General features: G+C 54.1%; 13 protein-coding genes. 9 read left to right on the top strand and 4 right to left on the bottom strand.

Translation table 11 applies throughout. From position 1 onward, the window contains the following. The 8 genes from hinT (at window position 1) to GZ59_RS13410 (ending at window position 6,610) form a co-directional block, all read left to right on the top strand. Window positions 1-351, top strand: coding sequence for a purine nucleoside phosphoramidase (hinT, locus tag GZ59_RS13445; protein WP_010276226.1), 351 nt, complete (start codon window positions 1-3; stop codon window positions 349-351). Between the two features lie 69 nt (window positions 352-420). Further along, window positions 421-801: a YcfL family putative periplasmic lipoprotein gene (locus tag GZ59_RS13440; protein ID WP_039292436.1), complete on the top strand. Its 381-nt coding sequence runs from the start codon at window positions 421-423 to the stop codon at window positions 799-801. 21 nt (window positions 802-822) lie between these two features. Further along, window positions 823-1,404 carry a penicillin-binding protein activator LpoB gene (gene lpoB / locus GZ59_RS13435; RefSeq protein WP_039292431.1) on the top strand — a complete coding sequence of 194 codons (582 nt, stop codon included), beginning with the start codon at window positions 823-825 and terminating at the stop codon, window positions 1,402-1,404. Further along, a complete protein-coding gene (gene thiK, locus GZ59_RS13430; protein ID WP_039292430.1) occupies window positions 1,385-2,278 on the top strand; it encodes a thiamine kinase in 894 nt (297 codons plus the stop codon). The genes lpoB and thiK overlap by 20 nt, the downstream gene beginning before the upstream one ends. A 62-nt stretch (window positions 2,279-2,340) precedes the next feature. After that, window positions 2,341-3,369, top strand: a complete 1,029-nt coding sequence (gene nagZ / locus GZ59_RS13425; protein WP_071598502.1) for a beta-N-acetylhexosaminidase — start codon at window positions 2,341-2,343, stop codon at window positions 3,367-3,369. A 28-nt stretch (window positions 3,370-3,397) separates the two neighbouring features. Further along, window positions 3,398-3,940, top strand: a complete 543-nt coding sequence (ycfP, locus tag GZ59_RS13420; RefSeq protein WP_039292423.1) for an alpha/beta hydrolase YcfP — start codon at window positions 3,398-3,400, stop codon at window positions 3,938-3,940. Between the two features lie 356 nt (window positions 3,941-4,296). Then, window positions 4,297-5,601, top strand: coding sequence for an NAD(P)/FAD-dependent oxidoreductase (locus GZ59_RS13415; RefSeq protein ID WP_039292421.1), 1,305 nt, complete (start codon window positions 4,297-4,299; stop codon window positions 5,599-5,601). Between the two features lie 469 nt (window positions 5,602-6,070). Then, window positions 6,071-6,610: a glycine zipper 2TM domain-containing protein gene (locus tag GZ59_RS13410; RefSeq protein WP_039292419.1), complete on the top strand. Its 540-nt coding sequence runs from the start codon at window positions 6,071-6,073 to the stop codon at window positions 6,608-6,610. A gap of 81 nt (window positions 6,611-6,691) precedes the next feature. On the opposite strand, the gene GZ59_RS13405 is transcribed toward GZ59_RS13410, so the two are convergent. Then, the gene (locus GZ59_RS13405) at window positions 6,692-7,888 is read right to left on the bottom strand and encodes an MFS transporter (RefSeq protein ID WP_039292418.1); all 1,197 of its coding nucleotides are present in this window, start codon (window positions 7,886-7,888) and stop codon (window positions 6,692-6,694) included. A gap of 36 nt (window positions 7,889-7,924) precedes the next feature. After that, window positions 7,925-9,133 carry an MFS transporter gene (locus GZ59_RS13400; RefSeq protein WP_039292416.1) on the bottom strand — a complete coding sequence of 403 codons (1,209 nt, stop codon included), beginning with the start codon at window positions 9,131-9,133 and terminating at the stop codon, window positions 7,925-7,927. Between the two features lie 135 nt (window positions 9,134-9,268). Here GZ59_RS13400 and GZ59_RS13395 point away from each other — a divergent pair, with 135 nt between their 5' ends. Continuing rightward, entirely contained in the window at window positions 9,269-9,859 is a 591-nt protein-coding gene (locus tag GZ59_RS13395; RefSeq protein WP_039292415.1) for a TetR/AcrR family transcriptional regulator, read from the top strand. 51 nt (window positions 9,860-9,910) lie between these two features. Here the strand turns inward: GZ59_RS13395 and yegD are convergent, their stop codons facing one another. Together yegD and mfd are read right to left on the bottom strand one after the other, a co-directional pair. Next, on the bottom strand, window positions 9,911-11,263 hold the full coding sequence (gene yegD, locus GZ59_RS13390) for a molecular chaperone (RefSeq protein ID WP_039292414.1): 1,353 nt from the start codon (window positions 11,261-11,263) through the stop codon (window positions 9,911-9,913). A 230-nt stretch (window positions 11,264-11,493) separates the two neighbouring features. Continuing rightward, window positions 11,494-14,946, bottom strand: a complete 3,453-nt coding sequence (mfd, locus tag GZ59_RS13385; RefSeq protein ID WP_181023453.1) for a transcription-repair coupling factor — start codon at window positions 14,944-14,946, stop codon at window positions 11,494-11,496. Between the last annotated feature and the right edge of the window lie 87 nt (window positions 14,947-15,033).

Here is a 15,033-nt window from a genome sequence, read left to right as displayed (position 1 = left end):
ATGGCTGAAGAAACCATCTTTAGTAAAATCATCCGCCGGGAAATTCCTGCCGATATCGTGTATCAGGATGAACTGGTCACCGCTTTCCGTGATATCGCGCCCCGCACGCCAACCCATATTCTGATTATCCCGAATGTATTAATCCCAACCGTTAACGACACGGCGCCAGAGCATGAAGCGGCGCTGGGACGTATGGTGACGGTTGCGGGTAAAATTGCGCAGCAGGAAGGCATTGCAGAAGACGGCTATCGCCTGATTATTAACTGCAACCGACACGGTGGGCAGGAAGTTTATCACATCCATATGCATCTACTTGGTGGCCGTGCATTAGGGCCTTTGCTGGCGAACTAGATCCTGTAGAGCTAAGTTCGATAGACATGGTTAGACAATCAGGTGAGAAAACCATCATGCGAGTAAACCATGCGTAACCCGACGCCTTTTATGTTTGCGTGTTTGATGCTGGGATTGATAGCGGGCTGTAGTGCGCCAAAGGTGCTGACTATCAATGAGCGACAAACGCTGGTATTGGATGCTCCCGTGCTATCCGCTGGCATTACGGCGGGGAATCCGTCTCTGGATTCAGAAAATGGCAGACTGCGAGCTTCTTCCGCTGTCAGCAACGATGCTTCACATGCGGTGACCGTGCATTACCGTTTCTATTGGTATGATGAAAACGGGCTGGACGTGCTGCCGTTTGAAGAGGTGCAGTCCATTGAAATCCCGCCACAGACGGAAATGACGGTTTTTTCAACGCGTAGCAATCCTAATGCGCGTCAGGTTCGTCTTCATCTGTTTTTGTAATGGTGTGCTGAGAGAGAAAATATGAAAAAGTATCTAGGGGTGATACTGGCAGCGTTGGTACTGACAGGGTGCCCAAGCCGTCCGCCGGAACCGACTGAACCGCCTGCGACCATTGAGCCGGTTGAGCCTCAAGTGCCAACCACGCCAACGCCGCCGCCGGGGGAATCTGTACCGCAACCGCCTAAAATCCAGACGTTGAACTGGGAAGCCAGCATCAATCCGTTGGTGGCACAGATGCTGAAAGCCGATGGCGTTACACCGGGCAGCATACTGCTGGTGGATAGCGTGAAAAATAACACCAATGGTTCATTGCCGATAGCGAAAGCAACAAATGCGTTGTACAGCGCGTTATCCTCCGGTAAGGCCTTTACGCTGGTACCACGTGAGCAACTGGCTACTGCGAAGCAAACGCTGGGTCTGTCGGTTGATGACAGCTTAGGATCGCGCAGCAAGGCGATTGGTCTGGCGCGTTATGTTAGCGCGCAGTATGTGTTGTACAGCGATGTCAGTGGTGATGTGAAATCACCGCAAATTGATATGCAATTGATGCTGGTACAGACCGGCGAAATTGTTTGGTCAGGCAATGGCGCCGTTCAGCATTAAATCGGCGGGCATCCGGCAACAGCTGACGGCGACGATCCAGAAACATTTCCCTACTGTGGAGATGGCGGATATTCGCTTTGAGCTGGTCGGGGGGCTAAGTAGTAAAAGCTGGCGTATTCGTGGGCCGGGTATTGAGTGGCTTGCACGCCGGCAGTCGCCAGTTGAGCGAAAAATGGGCGTCGACCGTCAGCGAGAGTTCGCTCTGCTGCGGCAGACGTCGGCGATAGGACTCGCGCCACGGCCGCTGCTGTGGCGTGACGGCTGGTTAATTGTCGAGTGGGTGCCGGGGCGCATTGCTACCACAGATGAGTTCCTGATGATGCTGGCTAATGGCGAAGTGACGCGTGTATTGTCTCAGCTCCATCGTCAGCCGCGTAGCGGTCATCCCCTCAATCTCAAAATATTATTCGCTCAACATTGGCAACTGATGGATCCGTGCCGTCGTTCGCCTGCGTTGTTGCGTGCCCACCATCATTTTCAACGTGCTGCGTTACCCACGCCTTTGGCGTTAGGTCCCCTCCATCTGGATGTACATGCTGAGAACCTACTGATTACACCGCAAGGAACCATGCTGATCGACTGGGAATATGCCTCAGATGGCGATATCGCCTTTGAGCTAGCGTTCATTGTCCGAGCCAGTCAGATGGAAAGCATGGCGCAAACGCACTTTCTACAGAGCTACCAGCAGCATCGGCGAGGGTTTTCCGTGAGCCGTCTTCAGCAACAGATGATGCAGTGGTTCCCCTGGGTCGATTATCTGGTATTGATGTGGTTTGAAATACGCTGGCAACAAACGAAGAACCCCGAGTTTTTAGCGGAAATTCCCGCACTCTATCATCGGCTACAACTGGGCCATGGGCTACAGTCAAGCTGACGGTATGATTTTTGTGGTCGTAGTCATTTTACTCAGCAGTACTATTAAAGAATGAGGTTTTTGTGGGTCCGGTAATGTTAGATGTCGCCAGCTATGAGCTGGATGCAGAAGATCGTGAAGTGCTGGAACACCCGCTCGTTGGCGGCGTTATTCTGTTCACCCGTAATTTTCATGATGCGGCGCAGTTACGTGAATTAGTGCGCCAAATCCGCGCGGCGTCGCGCGAGCGTCTCGTGGTTTCTGTGGATCAGGAAGGCGGGCGCGTTCAGCGTTTTCGTGATGGATTTACCCGTTTGCCCGCCGCGCAGGCGTTTGCTGCATTAAATAGCATGCCAGAAGCCCAACGGTTGGCGGAAGAAGGCGGCTGGTTGATGGCGGCAGAAATGATCGCGATGGATATCGACATTAGTTTTGCACCCGTGCTGGATATCGGTCACCAGAGTGCGGCGATTGGCGAGCGTTCGTTTCATGAACAGCCGGAAACGGCGTTGGCTGTAGCGCAGAGCTTTATTCGCGGTATGCACAGCGCAGGAATGAAAGTCACGGGTAAGCATTTCCCCGGTCACGGTGCGGTCAGCGCCGATTCACATAAAGAAACGCCGCGCGATCCGCGTCCGCTTGCGGAGATTCGCGCACACGATATGCTGATTTTTAAAGAGCTGATCCAACGTCAGCAGTTGGATGCGATCATGCCTGCCCATGTGATTTACACCGAGGCCGATCCGCGTCCCGCCAGCGGTTCTCCCTACTGGCTTAAAACAGTACTGCGTGAAGAGTTAGGCTTTGATGGCATCATTTTCTCCGACGATCTGTCGATGGAAGGTGCGGCTGTAATGGGAAGTTACCCAGAGCGGGCGCAGGCCGCGTTGCAGGCGGGATGTGACATGATTCTGGTTTGCAATCATCGTGAAGGAGCGGTCAGCGTGCTGGATAACCTATCCCCGGTCAAAGCGGAGCAACTAACGCGCTTATATCATCAGGGTTCGTTTTCTCGTCGGGAACTGCTGGATTCGTCGCGCTGGAAGCAGGCAAATCAGGCGCTCAGCGCACTCAGTGAGCGCTGGCAGGCGCATAAAAATGGTGAGAAATAGGCAACCTAGTCAGTGGTGAGGATAAAAGATGATTATCTATTTACACGGTTTTGACTCAACCAGCCCCGGTAACCATGAAAAAGTCTTGCAGCTTCAGTTTATCGATGAAGATGTACGGCTGATTAGCTATAGCACGCTGCATCCGCGTCATGATATGCAACACCTGCTAAAGCAGGTGGATAAGATGATTCAGCATTCAAATGACGATCGTGCGCTGATTTGTGGCGTGGGGTTGGGCGGTTTTTGGGCTGAACGGGTCGGTTTTCTGTGTGATATACGACAAGTTATTGTCAATCCGAACCTTTTCCCGCAGGAAAACATGAGCGGGAAAATCGATCGACCGGAAGAATATCTGGATATCGCCACGAAGTGTGTCGCGAATTTTCGTGAAAAAAACCGCGATCGCTGCATGGTCATGCTTTCCCGTCAGGATGAGATGCTCGACAGCCAGCGCAGTGCGCAAGCGCTGGGAGAATATTATGAGATTGTTTGGGACGATATCCAGACGCATAAATTCAAAAGTATCTCTCCCCATCTACAGCGGATAAAAGCCTTCAAAACGCTCGGTTAGCATGCGGTGTTAATGGCTGCGGGTGTTTCTTCTGATGTCCCTGTTTGAGAGGGATATCAGGAGGAGTGACGTTATTTATTCCCTTTCCTTAGTTCGTACAGACGTGCATAGGCGCACGATTCAGCATTTTCCCTTCAGATAGACTTCCGCTAATTCACTGAAATAAAGATGGAATTTTCTCGGTAAAAACCCGCGCCGCAAAATAAATTGATATATATCAATTTTGGTATGACCAAATAACCTAGCGTGCTATTCTTGCAGCAGATATCAGGCTTAACTTACGCGAACCCTATGTTATATAAGGATATTATTTTTTACTCTTTATTAACGATTGGTTCACATTTTAGGGGGTCATTTTGACATCACCAACCAAAAAAATTGTCATTGTCGGCGGGGGAGCTGGCGGACTTGAACTCGCAACGAGTTTGGGCCACAAGTTAGGACGCAAGAAAAAAGCGGACATTACGCTGGTGGATCGTAACCACAGCCACCTGTGGAAACCATTGCTGCACGAAGTCGCGACCGGTTCGCTGGACGACGATATGGATGCGCTGAGCTACCTGGCGCACGCCCGCAATCACCATTTCCAGTTCCAACTGGGGATGCTGACGGATATCGATCGTGAACAGCAGCAGATTCAACTGGCCGAAGTGTGTGATGATCAAGGCGACGTACTGGTTGCGGCGCGCCGCATTCCGTATGACATTTTGGTAGTTGCCTTAGGCAGCGCTTCAAATGACTTCGGCACGCCGGGCGTGAAAGATCACTGTATTTTCCTGGATAATCCAAAACAAGCCCGTCGCTTCCATAATGAAATGCTGAATTTGTTCCTGAAATTCACAGCAAATCAGGACGAAAAAGAGCGAGTAAATATTGCGATTGTGGGCGGTGGAGCGACTGGCGTCGAGCTGTCTGCGGAATTGCATAACGCGGTGAAACAGCTGCACAGCTATGGTTTTGACGGACTGGATAACCAAACACTGAATGTGACGCTGGTTGAAGCGGGCGAACGTATTTTGCCAGCGCTTCCGCCGCGCATTTCAGCGGCGGCACACCATGAGCTGAATAATATTGGCGTCCGCGTGCTGACGAAAACCATGGTAACCAGTGCGGAAAGCGCCGGTCTGAATACGAAGGACGGTGAATTTATCGAAGCCGACCTGATGGTTTGGGCGGCAGGAATCAAAGCACCGGATGCAATGAAAGACATTGCCGGTCTGGAAACCAACCGGATCAATCAGCTTGTTGTTGAACCCACGTTGCAGACGACACGCGATCCTAACATTTTCGCCATTGGCGACTGTGCATCCTGCCCGCAGGAAGGCGGCGGTTTCGTGCCACCGCGTGCGCAGGCGGCTCACCAGATGGCATCACGCTGTCACAGCAACATCATCGCGTTGTTGAATGGACAGGCGCTGAAGTCTTACGTCTACAAAGATCACGGCTCGCTGGTTTCGCTATCTAAATTCAGTACGGTAGGTAGCCTGATGGGGAACCTGATGCGGGGTTCAGTGATGGTAGAGGGGCGCATTGCTCGCTTCGTTTACATCTCCCTCTATCGTATGCACCAGGTTGCCCTGCACGGCTATGTTAAAACGGGCTTGATGATGCTGGTCGGTGGCATCAACCGGGTGATACGCCCGCGCCTCAAACTGCATTAATCCGCAACGGCTGACATCCTTCTGATACGGGCGTGAACGCAATTTCGCGCCCGTATTCTTTTTCTTATCGGTCTGCTCTGGTTCTCTGGAAAAGACGTGCCTTCCCGTCAATGTATTGACAATATTCCCCCCTAAGCCGCACCTCCGTTCGTCATGCCACTGAGCATCGCCCTGAAATAACAGTATAAAATATCGTCCTATTAGCAATTCCGGTTAAGATAATTCCCAAATGACAGTTTTATGTTACGAATCTGACACTTTTGGTTAGTTAGTCTTATTGCGAGAGTGTGAAACATTGTGCAGACTTTCCACTGTTTACAGAAGGCGTAGCACGCACGCCGAAAATTCTGAATGCGATTATTCAGAAGGAACCATCGGATTCATCGCGTTAAACGCGAGCTGACGTAAAACAAGATTACGGCAGAATTGCAGATGGGGAATGCGTGAGAATAGATTCGGGAGGTATCCTGTGAACAAATCAATGTTAGCGGGTGTAGGTATTGGTGTGGCTGCGGCATTGGGTGTGGCGGCGGTGGCGAGTATGGACGTTTTTTCCTCTAAACCTCAGTATGCACAGGTGCTAACGGCAACACCTATTAAAGAAACGGTCAAAACGCCTCGCCAAGAGTGCCGTAACGTAAACGTGACTCACCGTCGTCCGGTGCAGGATGAAAACCAGATAGCCGGATCGGTACTGGGTGCCGTGGCGGGTGGTGTTCTGGGACATCAGTTCGGTGGCGGACGCGGTAAAGATGTCGCGACGGTAGCGGGTGCACTGGCAGGCGGCTACGCGGGTAACCGTGTACAAAGTGGCATGCAGGAAAATGATACGTACACGACACAGCAGCAGCGTTGTCAGACGGTGTACGATAAATCACAAAAAGTTCTAGGTTATGATGTCACCTATAAAATCGGCGAACAGCAGGGTAAAATCCGTATGGATCGCGATCCGGGTACACAAATTCCAGTGGACAGGAACGGTCAATTAGTCCTGAATCAACAGAGCTGATTTCCCCCAACGTCTACGTTTTTGCGCTGACACCATCTCTAAAAACCGCGAGACACCTGAATAAGGTGCTCGCGGTTTTTTTCATTCGACGATGTTCTGCCGTTCAGTCAACCTGATCTTCAGGGATAACAGCAAGGCGACCGCCGCGAATCCACCCGCCAGCCACAGCGTTGCGATTGGGCCTGAGCCATCGACTATCTGGCCACCGACCCAGGACCCAAGCGCGATACCAACATTGAAAACGCCAACATACAGCGCGGAAGCCATCTCCACGGCGCGCGGTGCGGCCTTCATTATCCATGTCATCAAACCAACGGATACACCGCCGTAGGCTAGCCCCCAGACCAGCAACGCCATGCCGCCGCCAACATGCGAGCCCCCGATGGTCAGGAACAGTATCGAGGTCAACAACAGCCCCAGAGTAATCGCCATCAAGGCTAAAGCCGTACGCTGTGCCGCGATCATACCTACCAGAAAATTGCCAACGATGCCTGCAACGCCATAGGCGAACAGCAATGCGCTAATCCACTGCGCATCGAATCCTGACACCGATAGCAACAGCGGGCGCACGAAGGTAAAGGCAATGAAATGCCCTGCCACCAGTAACAGCGTCAGAATCAGTCCGACTTGCAACTTACGGTTGGTCAGTTGCTCGCCGAACTGGCGCACGGTGGCTGAACCGGCGACGGGTAGCGCAGGAATGACCGCGAGATGGAGTATCAGCACTAGCCCGCTAAGCACGGCCATGCAGCCGAAAGCCCAGCGCCATCCGGCGACATCACCGATCAGGGCACCTAGCGGTACACCCAGCACGGACGCCGCGGCGACGCCGCCAAAGATAATGGATGTTGCCAGACCGATGGCAGGCTCGGGAACGAGTCGTGCAGCCAGACCTCCCGCAATCGCCCAGATGCCGCCCATACAGAAGCCTACAAGCACGCGTGCTGCCAGCATCCAGCCGATGTCTGGTGCCAGTGCCGAGGCGATGTTGGCGATAACCAGTAGCGCCAGCAGACCGCATAAAATCCTGCGTCTATCCATGCCACCGGATGCGATCACCACCAGTGGGGCGAATAATGCGGCCAACAGTGCAGGGAGTGAGATCATCAGGCCTGCGGTTCCGGTAGAGGTACTTAGTGTGTCGGCAATCGGGGTTAGCAGACCGACCGGAAGCATTTCCGTCGTGACAACAGAGAAAGTTGCAAGGCCTATGGAGACGACGGCCAGCCAAGGATACTGTGCAGTAGGCCCAGTGAGGATAGGTGAAGACGTATTCATGGTTTAGTCCTTAACACGGGAAACAGGCTATGAGAGTCAAACGGCAGTGGGAAGGGAGGAGGCATGTACCCGCAAGCGCTGATATCCCCAAATCGCGACCAGCAGCACCAAAACACCAGCGCATAATGCAATGGCGAATCCAGCACGCGCGCCACTTTCATCTACCACGTGACCCGATACCGCAGCGCCCAGAGCCACACCGATATTTAGCCCTGCCAGCAGCCAGGTCATACCTTCAGTTAAGCGGTGTTCAGGCACCAAACGTTCGACTAGTGACATCGCCACGATCATGGTGGGAGCGAAGAACAGTCCCGCGATCAGTACGGCCGCAGCCAATGTGGGAATGCTGCCAACCAGCAGCAGAGGCAGCGTGGTTGCTGCTGTTGCCACACCGCCGAGTAATAGCAGGTGATGCAGTGCAGTTCGCAGCTTGAGGGCACCGAAGAGCAGTCCGGCTAGACAGGAACCGACCGCATAAGCTGACAAGATCAGGCTAGCTGCTGCCGGTTGGCCATGCTGTTCGGCGAAGGCCACACTGACGATGTCAACGGTGCCAACGATGATGCCCATCGCCACCATCAACAGTGTCAGCAAGCGCACATTTGACTGCTTGATCACCGCTCCCGAACGATCCGTGCTGACATCCTGCTTTTCCACCGGTGGTTCGGTGCCGCGTTGTGTAACCAGAGCAAACACACCAATAATCAGCAATAGCGCCGCTGCCAGCGGGCCAGCTTGAGGAAACACCGCGACGGACAGCCCGACAGCCAGCGGAGGCCCGGCGATAAAGGTGACTTCATCGAGCACTGTCTCCAGCGAGTAAGCGGTCTGCAAGCGAGGTTGCCCGCGATAGATAGCCGTCCAGCGAGCCCTTACCATCGCTGACATGCTGGGCATGAAGCCGGCCAATAATGCGCCGATGAATAAGGTCCAGTCAGGCGCTTGCCACCGGGAACTGGCGAGCAGAAGCAGCATGCCGATCGTGCTGATCATCGCTGCCAGCGGCAGTACGCGCCCTTGTCCATGTCGATCCACAAGACGGGAGATCTGTGGTGATAGCAGTGCGTAGGTCAGGACAAAAGTGGCAGATACCGCTCCTGCCAACGTATAGCTGCCGCGCAACTGCGACAGCATGGTGATAATGCCGATGCCCGTCATGGGCAGCGGAATCCGTGCCAACAGGCCTGCCAGCGCAAAGCCTCTCGTACCAGGGGCGGTGAAAAGTTCTCGATAAGGGTTGAGCATTTCGTTCTCCAAAGTGAATCCACTTGCCACAAGATGGCGGTGCAGCGACAATACATACAGAGCGTATGAATAAAAGCATATATTCATACGGAGTGAATGTAAATAATCATACGATGTGTATGTAAGGATGTGTCGATGGTTCGTCGTACCCGTGCTGAAATGGAAGAAACACGCGCTACACTGCTGGCGACCGCTCGTAAGGTCTTCAGCGAACGCGGCTATGCCGATACCTCAATGGACGATCTTACTGCGCAGGCGAGCCTGACCCGTGGGGCGCTTTATCACCACTTCGGTGACAAGAAAGGATTGCTGGCGGCGGTGGTGGAGCAGATCGATGCTGAGATGGATGAGCGACTGCAAGCGATCTCCGATACCGCCGAAGATGACTGGGAAGGTTTCCGGTGTCGCTGCCGTGCCTATCTGGAAATGGCGCTGGAGCCGGAGATTCAGCGCATCGTGCTGCGTGATGCGCGGGCTGTATTGGGTGGCGCATCGCCGGATTCACAACGGCATTGCGTTGAGTCGATGCAGCGATTGATCGACAATCTCATACGCCAAGGCGTGGTGGCTGAAGCCGATCCACAGGCGCTGGCATCGTTGATCTACGGCAGTCTGGCCGAAGCGGCGTTTTGGATCGCGGACGGAGAAGATGGTAATGCGCGGCTGGCACAAGCCGTTGCCGCGCTGGAATTACTGCTGCGTGGGTTGTTGGTCAAGCCACGATAGTTAATAAAGCCATAGTCTGACGAGACGCATAGCTTACGTCCTGTATCTGACTTAACGGCGAAAAACTATCTCTGCCCAGCGCGTTAGTCCGGCGGTAACGGAGCCAAAATCGTTGCCGCTGGCGATAGGAATATCAGGCAGCAACTGCTGAATGGCCTGACGCAGCAGAGGAGATTTTGCGCTACCGCCAGTCAGGTAGATGACTTCTGGCTGGGTTTGGCTGGTTTCTAACGCCAGCGTTACCTGTTGCTGAATACGCGTGAGCGGATTATCAATCGCGGCGTTGAGTTCATCAGCATGAATGCGTGTTGCCAGACCTGATTCGATAAAGTGCAAATCGGCCGCCGTTTCCGCTTGGTTGGAAAGCGCGATTTTGCTCTCTTCGGCCAGTTGGATTAGACGGTAGCTCAAGCGCTGTTGCCAAACGGTCAGCAATCTTTTCACTAGTTCGGGCTGGCGGGCATCGCGGATCATTTCGTTGATTAACGCGCGGCTGGCGGTGCTATGGAACTCTTTTTGTGCCGGAATATCGTTAATGGCGACCGCATTCCACCAAGTCATGATCGGCAAGGCGATACCTTTTTCCGACTCGCTATTCATGCCAAGCAGTGGCATCAACTGTTTGAACGCAAGCATGATGTCCAGATCGTTACCGCCAACGCGGCAGCCGCTGTGCCCCAGCAGACTTTGCGAACGCTCGTGCTGTTTATGCCACTCCGGCCCCATCAGTAGCATGGAGCAGTCGGTGGTTCCGCCGCCGATATCCACGACCAGCACGCGCGTTTCTTTCGTCAGCGTAGATTCAAAATCCAGCCCAGCAGCCACGGGTTCAAATTGAAAGACGACGTCTTCAAACCCGGCGCGGTGTGCCGCACGATCTAAAATCCCTTGTGCCTGCTGGTTGGCTTCTTCGCCGCCGATGCTCTGAAAGTTGATCGGTCGCCCGATGACGGCCTGACGAATAGGCTGATCGAGCTGGGTTTCTGCCTGCGTGCGGATATGCAGCATCATGGAGCAGACCAGATCTTCAAACAGCGCAATCTGTTGTGCTTTAAGCCCGACAGCACCGAGGAAGGACTTCGGCGATTTAACGAACCATGTCTCTTCTGGATCATCCATATAGTGGCGTAACGCATCGCGCCCGAATTTCACGCTATCGGGCTGCACGCGAATATCTTCTTCGCGGTTGTAGCTGATGGCGCGCTTCAGCAGCAGCGCATTTTCGCCCTCAGCATTGACTTGATGATGCCGCCATAGCCACTCGCTAACCGCTTCACGCACCGGCGCGCACAGCAGGGAAGAAAGATAAGGCGAGCCATTTTCCAGCGACAGGAGCCTTGGTGTGCCTGCATCCATAACTGCCACGGAACAGTTGGCGGTACCGTAGTCAAAACCGATAAACATAGTGAGGCCCCATGCCATAAAGATTTCCGGGAGAAACTTTTAACGTCGCACCAGCGACGGCCCGGAAGGGATGCCGCCAAGGATGGCAGGCCCTAAAAAAGGTTGGCGACTTTACTGCGTTACGGCAGTACTTGTAAAGGTGGATGCAACGGAAGACTTTCCCGAACGGCGGCTTTTGTCAGCAACCTCACGGGAACCCGAAGGTTCCCGTTTTTTATCGTGAAAGCGGATTATGCCGCCAGCGTATGCTGCGCCATGTTCCCCAGCAGTGAACCAATAAACTCGATGCGCTGTGGACGGTTGCTCAAATCCTTCATAAATTTCAGACGAGTCGGGCCATCCAGACGAAAGGTGCTCGGATCGCGCTGCAATAGACCGATAAGGTGGGACGGGTCGACGCGATTTTGCTCGCCGAATTCGATAAATCCACCTTTCTCGTTCCCTTCAATACGGCGAATACCCAACGCTTGCGCCTGCTGGCGCAAGGCGGCAACCTGCAACAGATGGCGACTTGCATCAGGTAATAGACCGAAGCGATCGATCAGTTCAACCTTTAGCTCATCCAGTTCGGCGAGGGTTTTCGCACTGGCAATACGTTTGTATAGCGACAGGCGTGTATTGACGTCGGGGATGAAATCGTCAGGCAACAAGGCGGGCAACCGTAGCTCGACGTCAGTCTGGCTGTTGATCAAATCTTCCAGTGACGGCTCTCGTCCTGCTTTCAGGGCATCTACAGCGCTTTCCAGCAGTTCCATATACAGCGAGAAACCGACGCTAGTCATCTGTCCGCTCTGATCGTCTCCAAGCAGTTCGCCCGCGCCGCGAATTTCCAGATCGTGCGTCGCTAGCGCAAAGCCGGCACCGAGGTCTTCTAATGAGGCGATCGCTTCCAGACGTTTCTGGGCATCGGTGCTCATTGCTTTGGGTGGCGGCGTCAGCAGATAGGCATAAGCCTGATGGTGGGAACGCCCCACACGACCACGCAGTTGGTGCAGTTGTGCCAGACCGAAGTGATCGGCTCGCTCAATGATGATGGTGTTGGCGCTCGGTATATCGATTCCGGTTTCGATGATAGTGGTACACACCAGCACGTTAAAACGCTGGTGATGGAAATCGTTCATCACCCGTTCCAGCTCGCGTTCGCGCATCTGACCGTGGCCGATCGCGATGCGTGCTTCCGGCACCAGTTCCGCCAACCGTTGGGTGGCTTTCTCGATATTTTCGACGTCGTTATACAGATAGTACACTTGCCCACCGCGCAGAGTTTCACGCAGGATGGCTTCGCGTACCATCAGATTGTCATATTCGCGCACGAACGTTTTCACCGCCAGACGGCGGGCTGGAGGTGTGGCGATAATCGACAGATCGCGCATCCCGCTCATTGCCATGTTGAGCGTTCGCGGAATTGGCGTAGCGGTCAGCGTCAGGATATCGACATTCGCCCGCATCGCTTTGATGCGCTCTTTGTGACGTACGCCGAAGCGGTGTTCTTCGTCTACAATGAGCAGCCCTAAGTCGTGCCAGTGCACGTCGCTCTGCAGCAGTTTATGGGTGCCAATCAGAATATCGACTTTGCCTTCCTGCGTTTCCTTCAGAATCTGGGTTTGTTCACGCGCGCTGCGGAAGCGGGAGATCATTTCAATCTTCACTGGCCAGTTGGCAAAGCGATCGCGGAAGTTGTCAAAATGCTGCTGTGCCAACAGCGTTGTCGGCACCAGAACGGCAACCTGCTTATGGTTTTCAACCGCTAAGAACGCGGCGCGCATTGCCACTTCGGTTTTACCAAAACCGACATCACCACACACCAGACGATCCATCGCCAGCGGCTGGCACATGTCGCTCAGTACGGCGTTGATGGCCTGCGCCTGATCGGGCGTGGTTTCGAAAGGGAAACTTTCGCAGAACAACTGGTACTGTGTTTTGTCGTGCTTAAAGGCAAAACCGCTTTTCGCTGCACGCTGGGCATAAATATCCAGCAGCTCGGCTGCGACATCACGCACTCTTTCCGCCGCTTTTTGCCGTGCGCGTGACCATGCTTCACCACCCAGTTTGTGCAGCGGCGCATTCTCATCGGCACCGCCCGCGTAGCGGCTAATTAAGTGTAGCGAAGAAACGGGGACGTACAGTTTGTCTTCACCCGCATAGGTCAAAATCAGGTATTCGGCTTTGATGCCACCGGCTTCCAGCGTGGTCAGCCCGACATAGCGGCCAACGCCGTGTTCGAGGTGAACAACGGGCTGTCCCGGACGCAGCTCTGCCAGATTGCGGATCAGCGTATCGGTATTAATTGTGCGGCGACTATCCTGACGGCGACGGCTGACGCGTTCACCCAGCAGATCGCTTTCGCAGATTAAGGCGCGCTGGCGCAGAGTGTCAATAAAGCCGTGTTCGCTGGCACCGATGATCAGATAAGAGCCACGCCCCTGTGCCTGCTCCAATGTGCTGATAGGCTTGGGGTTCAGTTTGATACGGGTCAGTAGCTCTTGCAGCGTTTCGCGACGACCTTCGCTCTCGACGGAGAAAATGATCTGACCGTCGAACTGTTCGATAAAACGGCGCAATGCATCCAGCGGGGATTTTTGCTGATGCTGAATCGCCAGATCCGGCAGCGGCAGATAGGCCAGGTTCACGTTGGCGGCTTTTTCCGGCAGCATATCGGTTCTTAACTGCACGCGCGGCCATGCTTTCAGCTCCGTGAACAGACCATCGACGCGCAGCCAGAGTGAGTCCGATGGTAGCAGCGGTCGCATCGGATCGACACGGCGACTTTCAAAACGCTGCTGAATATCCTGCCAGAAGCGCTCAGCGCTCTGCTCGATATTGCCCGTGTTAACGATCAGTGTGTTGCTCGGGAAGTAGCTGAACAGCGACGGCAGCGGCTCACTGAAGAATAACGGTTGCCAGTATTCGATCCCTGCGGGCCAGACGCCCTTGCTGACCTGCTGATAAATGTGCTCAGCATCGCGCCGGACTTCGAATTGTTCGCGCCACTGGCTGCGAAAAAGCTCGATTGCCGTCTTATCGGTTGGGAATTCATGTGCGGGCAGTAGATTAATGTGCGGTACTTCATTCAGCGTGCGTTGCGTATCCACATCGAACAGACGCAGGCTGTCGATCTCATCGTCAAAGAAATCGATGCGATAGGGCTCTTCGCTCCCCATTGGGAATAGGTCCAACAATGCGCCGCGCGTCGCATATTCGCCGTGCTCCATCACCTGATCGACGCTGCGATAGCCCGCCTGCTCCAACTGTGAACGCAGTTTGTCGCGCGAGAGGCGCTGGCCTTTCTTCAACACTAGCGCATGACCGTGCAGGAAACTGTGCGGACAAACGCGCTGCATCAGCGTATTGACCGGCAGAATCAGGACGCCGCGCGTCATGTTGGGCAATTGATAGAGTGTGGAGAGTCGAGTCGAAATAATTTCCTGATGTGGAGAAAAGCTATCGTAGGGCAGCGTTTCCCAGTCAGGCAGTGTGGTGACGTGCTGGTTGGTAAATTGCTGAATCTCATCGCGCAATCGCAAAGCGTTTTGCATATCGGGGGCGATAAGCACCACCAGCCCAGCGTGGCGTTCAATGATCTCTGCACATTCAACGGCGCAGGCCGCGCCGGTTAACTCGCCCAACAGGCGTTGCTCGCCCGCTTTGGGTGGCAACGAATAACGGTAATTTTCAGGCATCATCTGATTATCGGGTCTCGTCCCCCTGCATCCGGCCAAGAAAAAGCCGTAGAGTGAGGGTGTTAGGGTTCCATAAAGCAGTACTACCCT

Origin of the sequence: Pectobacterium atrosepticum (assembly GCF_000740965.1) — a bacterium.
In the GTDB taxonomy this organism is placed as follows: domain Bacteria; phylum Pseudomonadota; class Gammaproteobacteria; order Enterobacterales; family Enterobacteriaceae; genus Pectobacterium; species Pectobacterium atrosepticum.
This window is presented reverse-complemented; position numbering and strand designations above follow the sequence as displayed.

What these genes read in the sequence shown, in the direction of transcription:
- hinT (WP_010276226.1), top strand. Translation starts at nt 1, where the DNA reads ATGGCTGAAGAAACCATCTTTAGTAAAATCATCCGCCGGGAAATTCCT.
- GZ59_RS13440 (WP_039292436.1), top strand. Translation starts at nt 421, where the DNA reads ATGCGTAACCCGACGCCTTTTATGTTTGCGTGTTTGATGCTGGGATTG.
- lpoB (WP_039292431.1), top strand. Translation starts at nt 823, where the DNA reads ATGAAAAAGTATCTAGGGGTGATACTGGCAGCGTTGGTACTGACAGGG.
- thiK (WP_039292430.1), top strand. Translation starts at nt 1,385, where the DNA reads ATGGCGCCGTTCAGCATTAAATCGGCGGGCATCCGGCAACAGCTGACG.
- ycfP (WP_039292423.1), top strand. Translation starts at nt 3,398, where the DNA reads ATGATTATCTATTTACACGGTTTTGACTCAACCAGCCCCGGTAACCAT.
- GZ59_RS13405 (WP_039292418.1), bottom strand. Translation starts at nt 7,888, where the DNA reads ATGAATACGTCTTCACCTATCCTCACTGGGCCTACTGCACAGTATCCT.
- GZ59_RS13400 (WP_039292416.1), bottom strand. Translation starts at nt 9,133, where the DNA reads ATGCTCAACCCTTATCGAGAACTTTTCACCGCCCCTGGTACGAGAGGC.
- GZ59_RS13395 (WP_039292415.1), top strand. Translation starts at nt 9,269, where the DNA reads ATGGTTCGTCGTACCCGTGCTGAAATGGAAGAAACACGCGCTACACTG.
- yegD (WP_039292414.1), bottom strand. Translation starts at nt 11,263, where the DNA reads ATGTTTATCGGTTTTGACTACGGTACCGCCAACTGTTCCGTGGCAGTT.
- mfd (WP_181023453.1), bottom strand. Translation starts at nt 14,946, where the DNA reads ATGATGCCTGAAAATTACCGTTATTCGTTGCCACCCAAAGCGGGCGAG.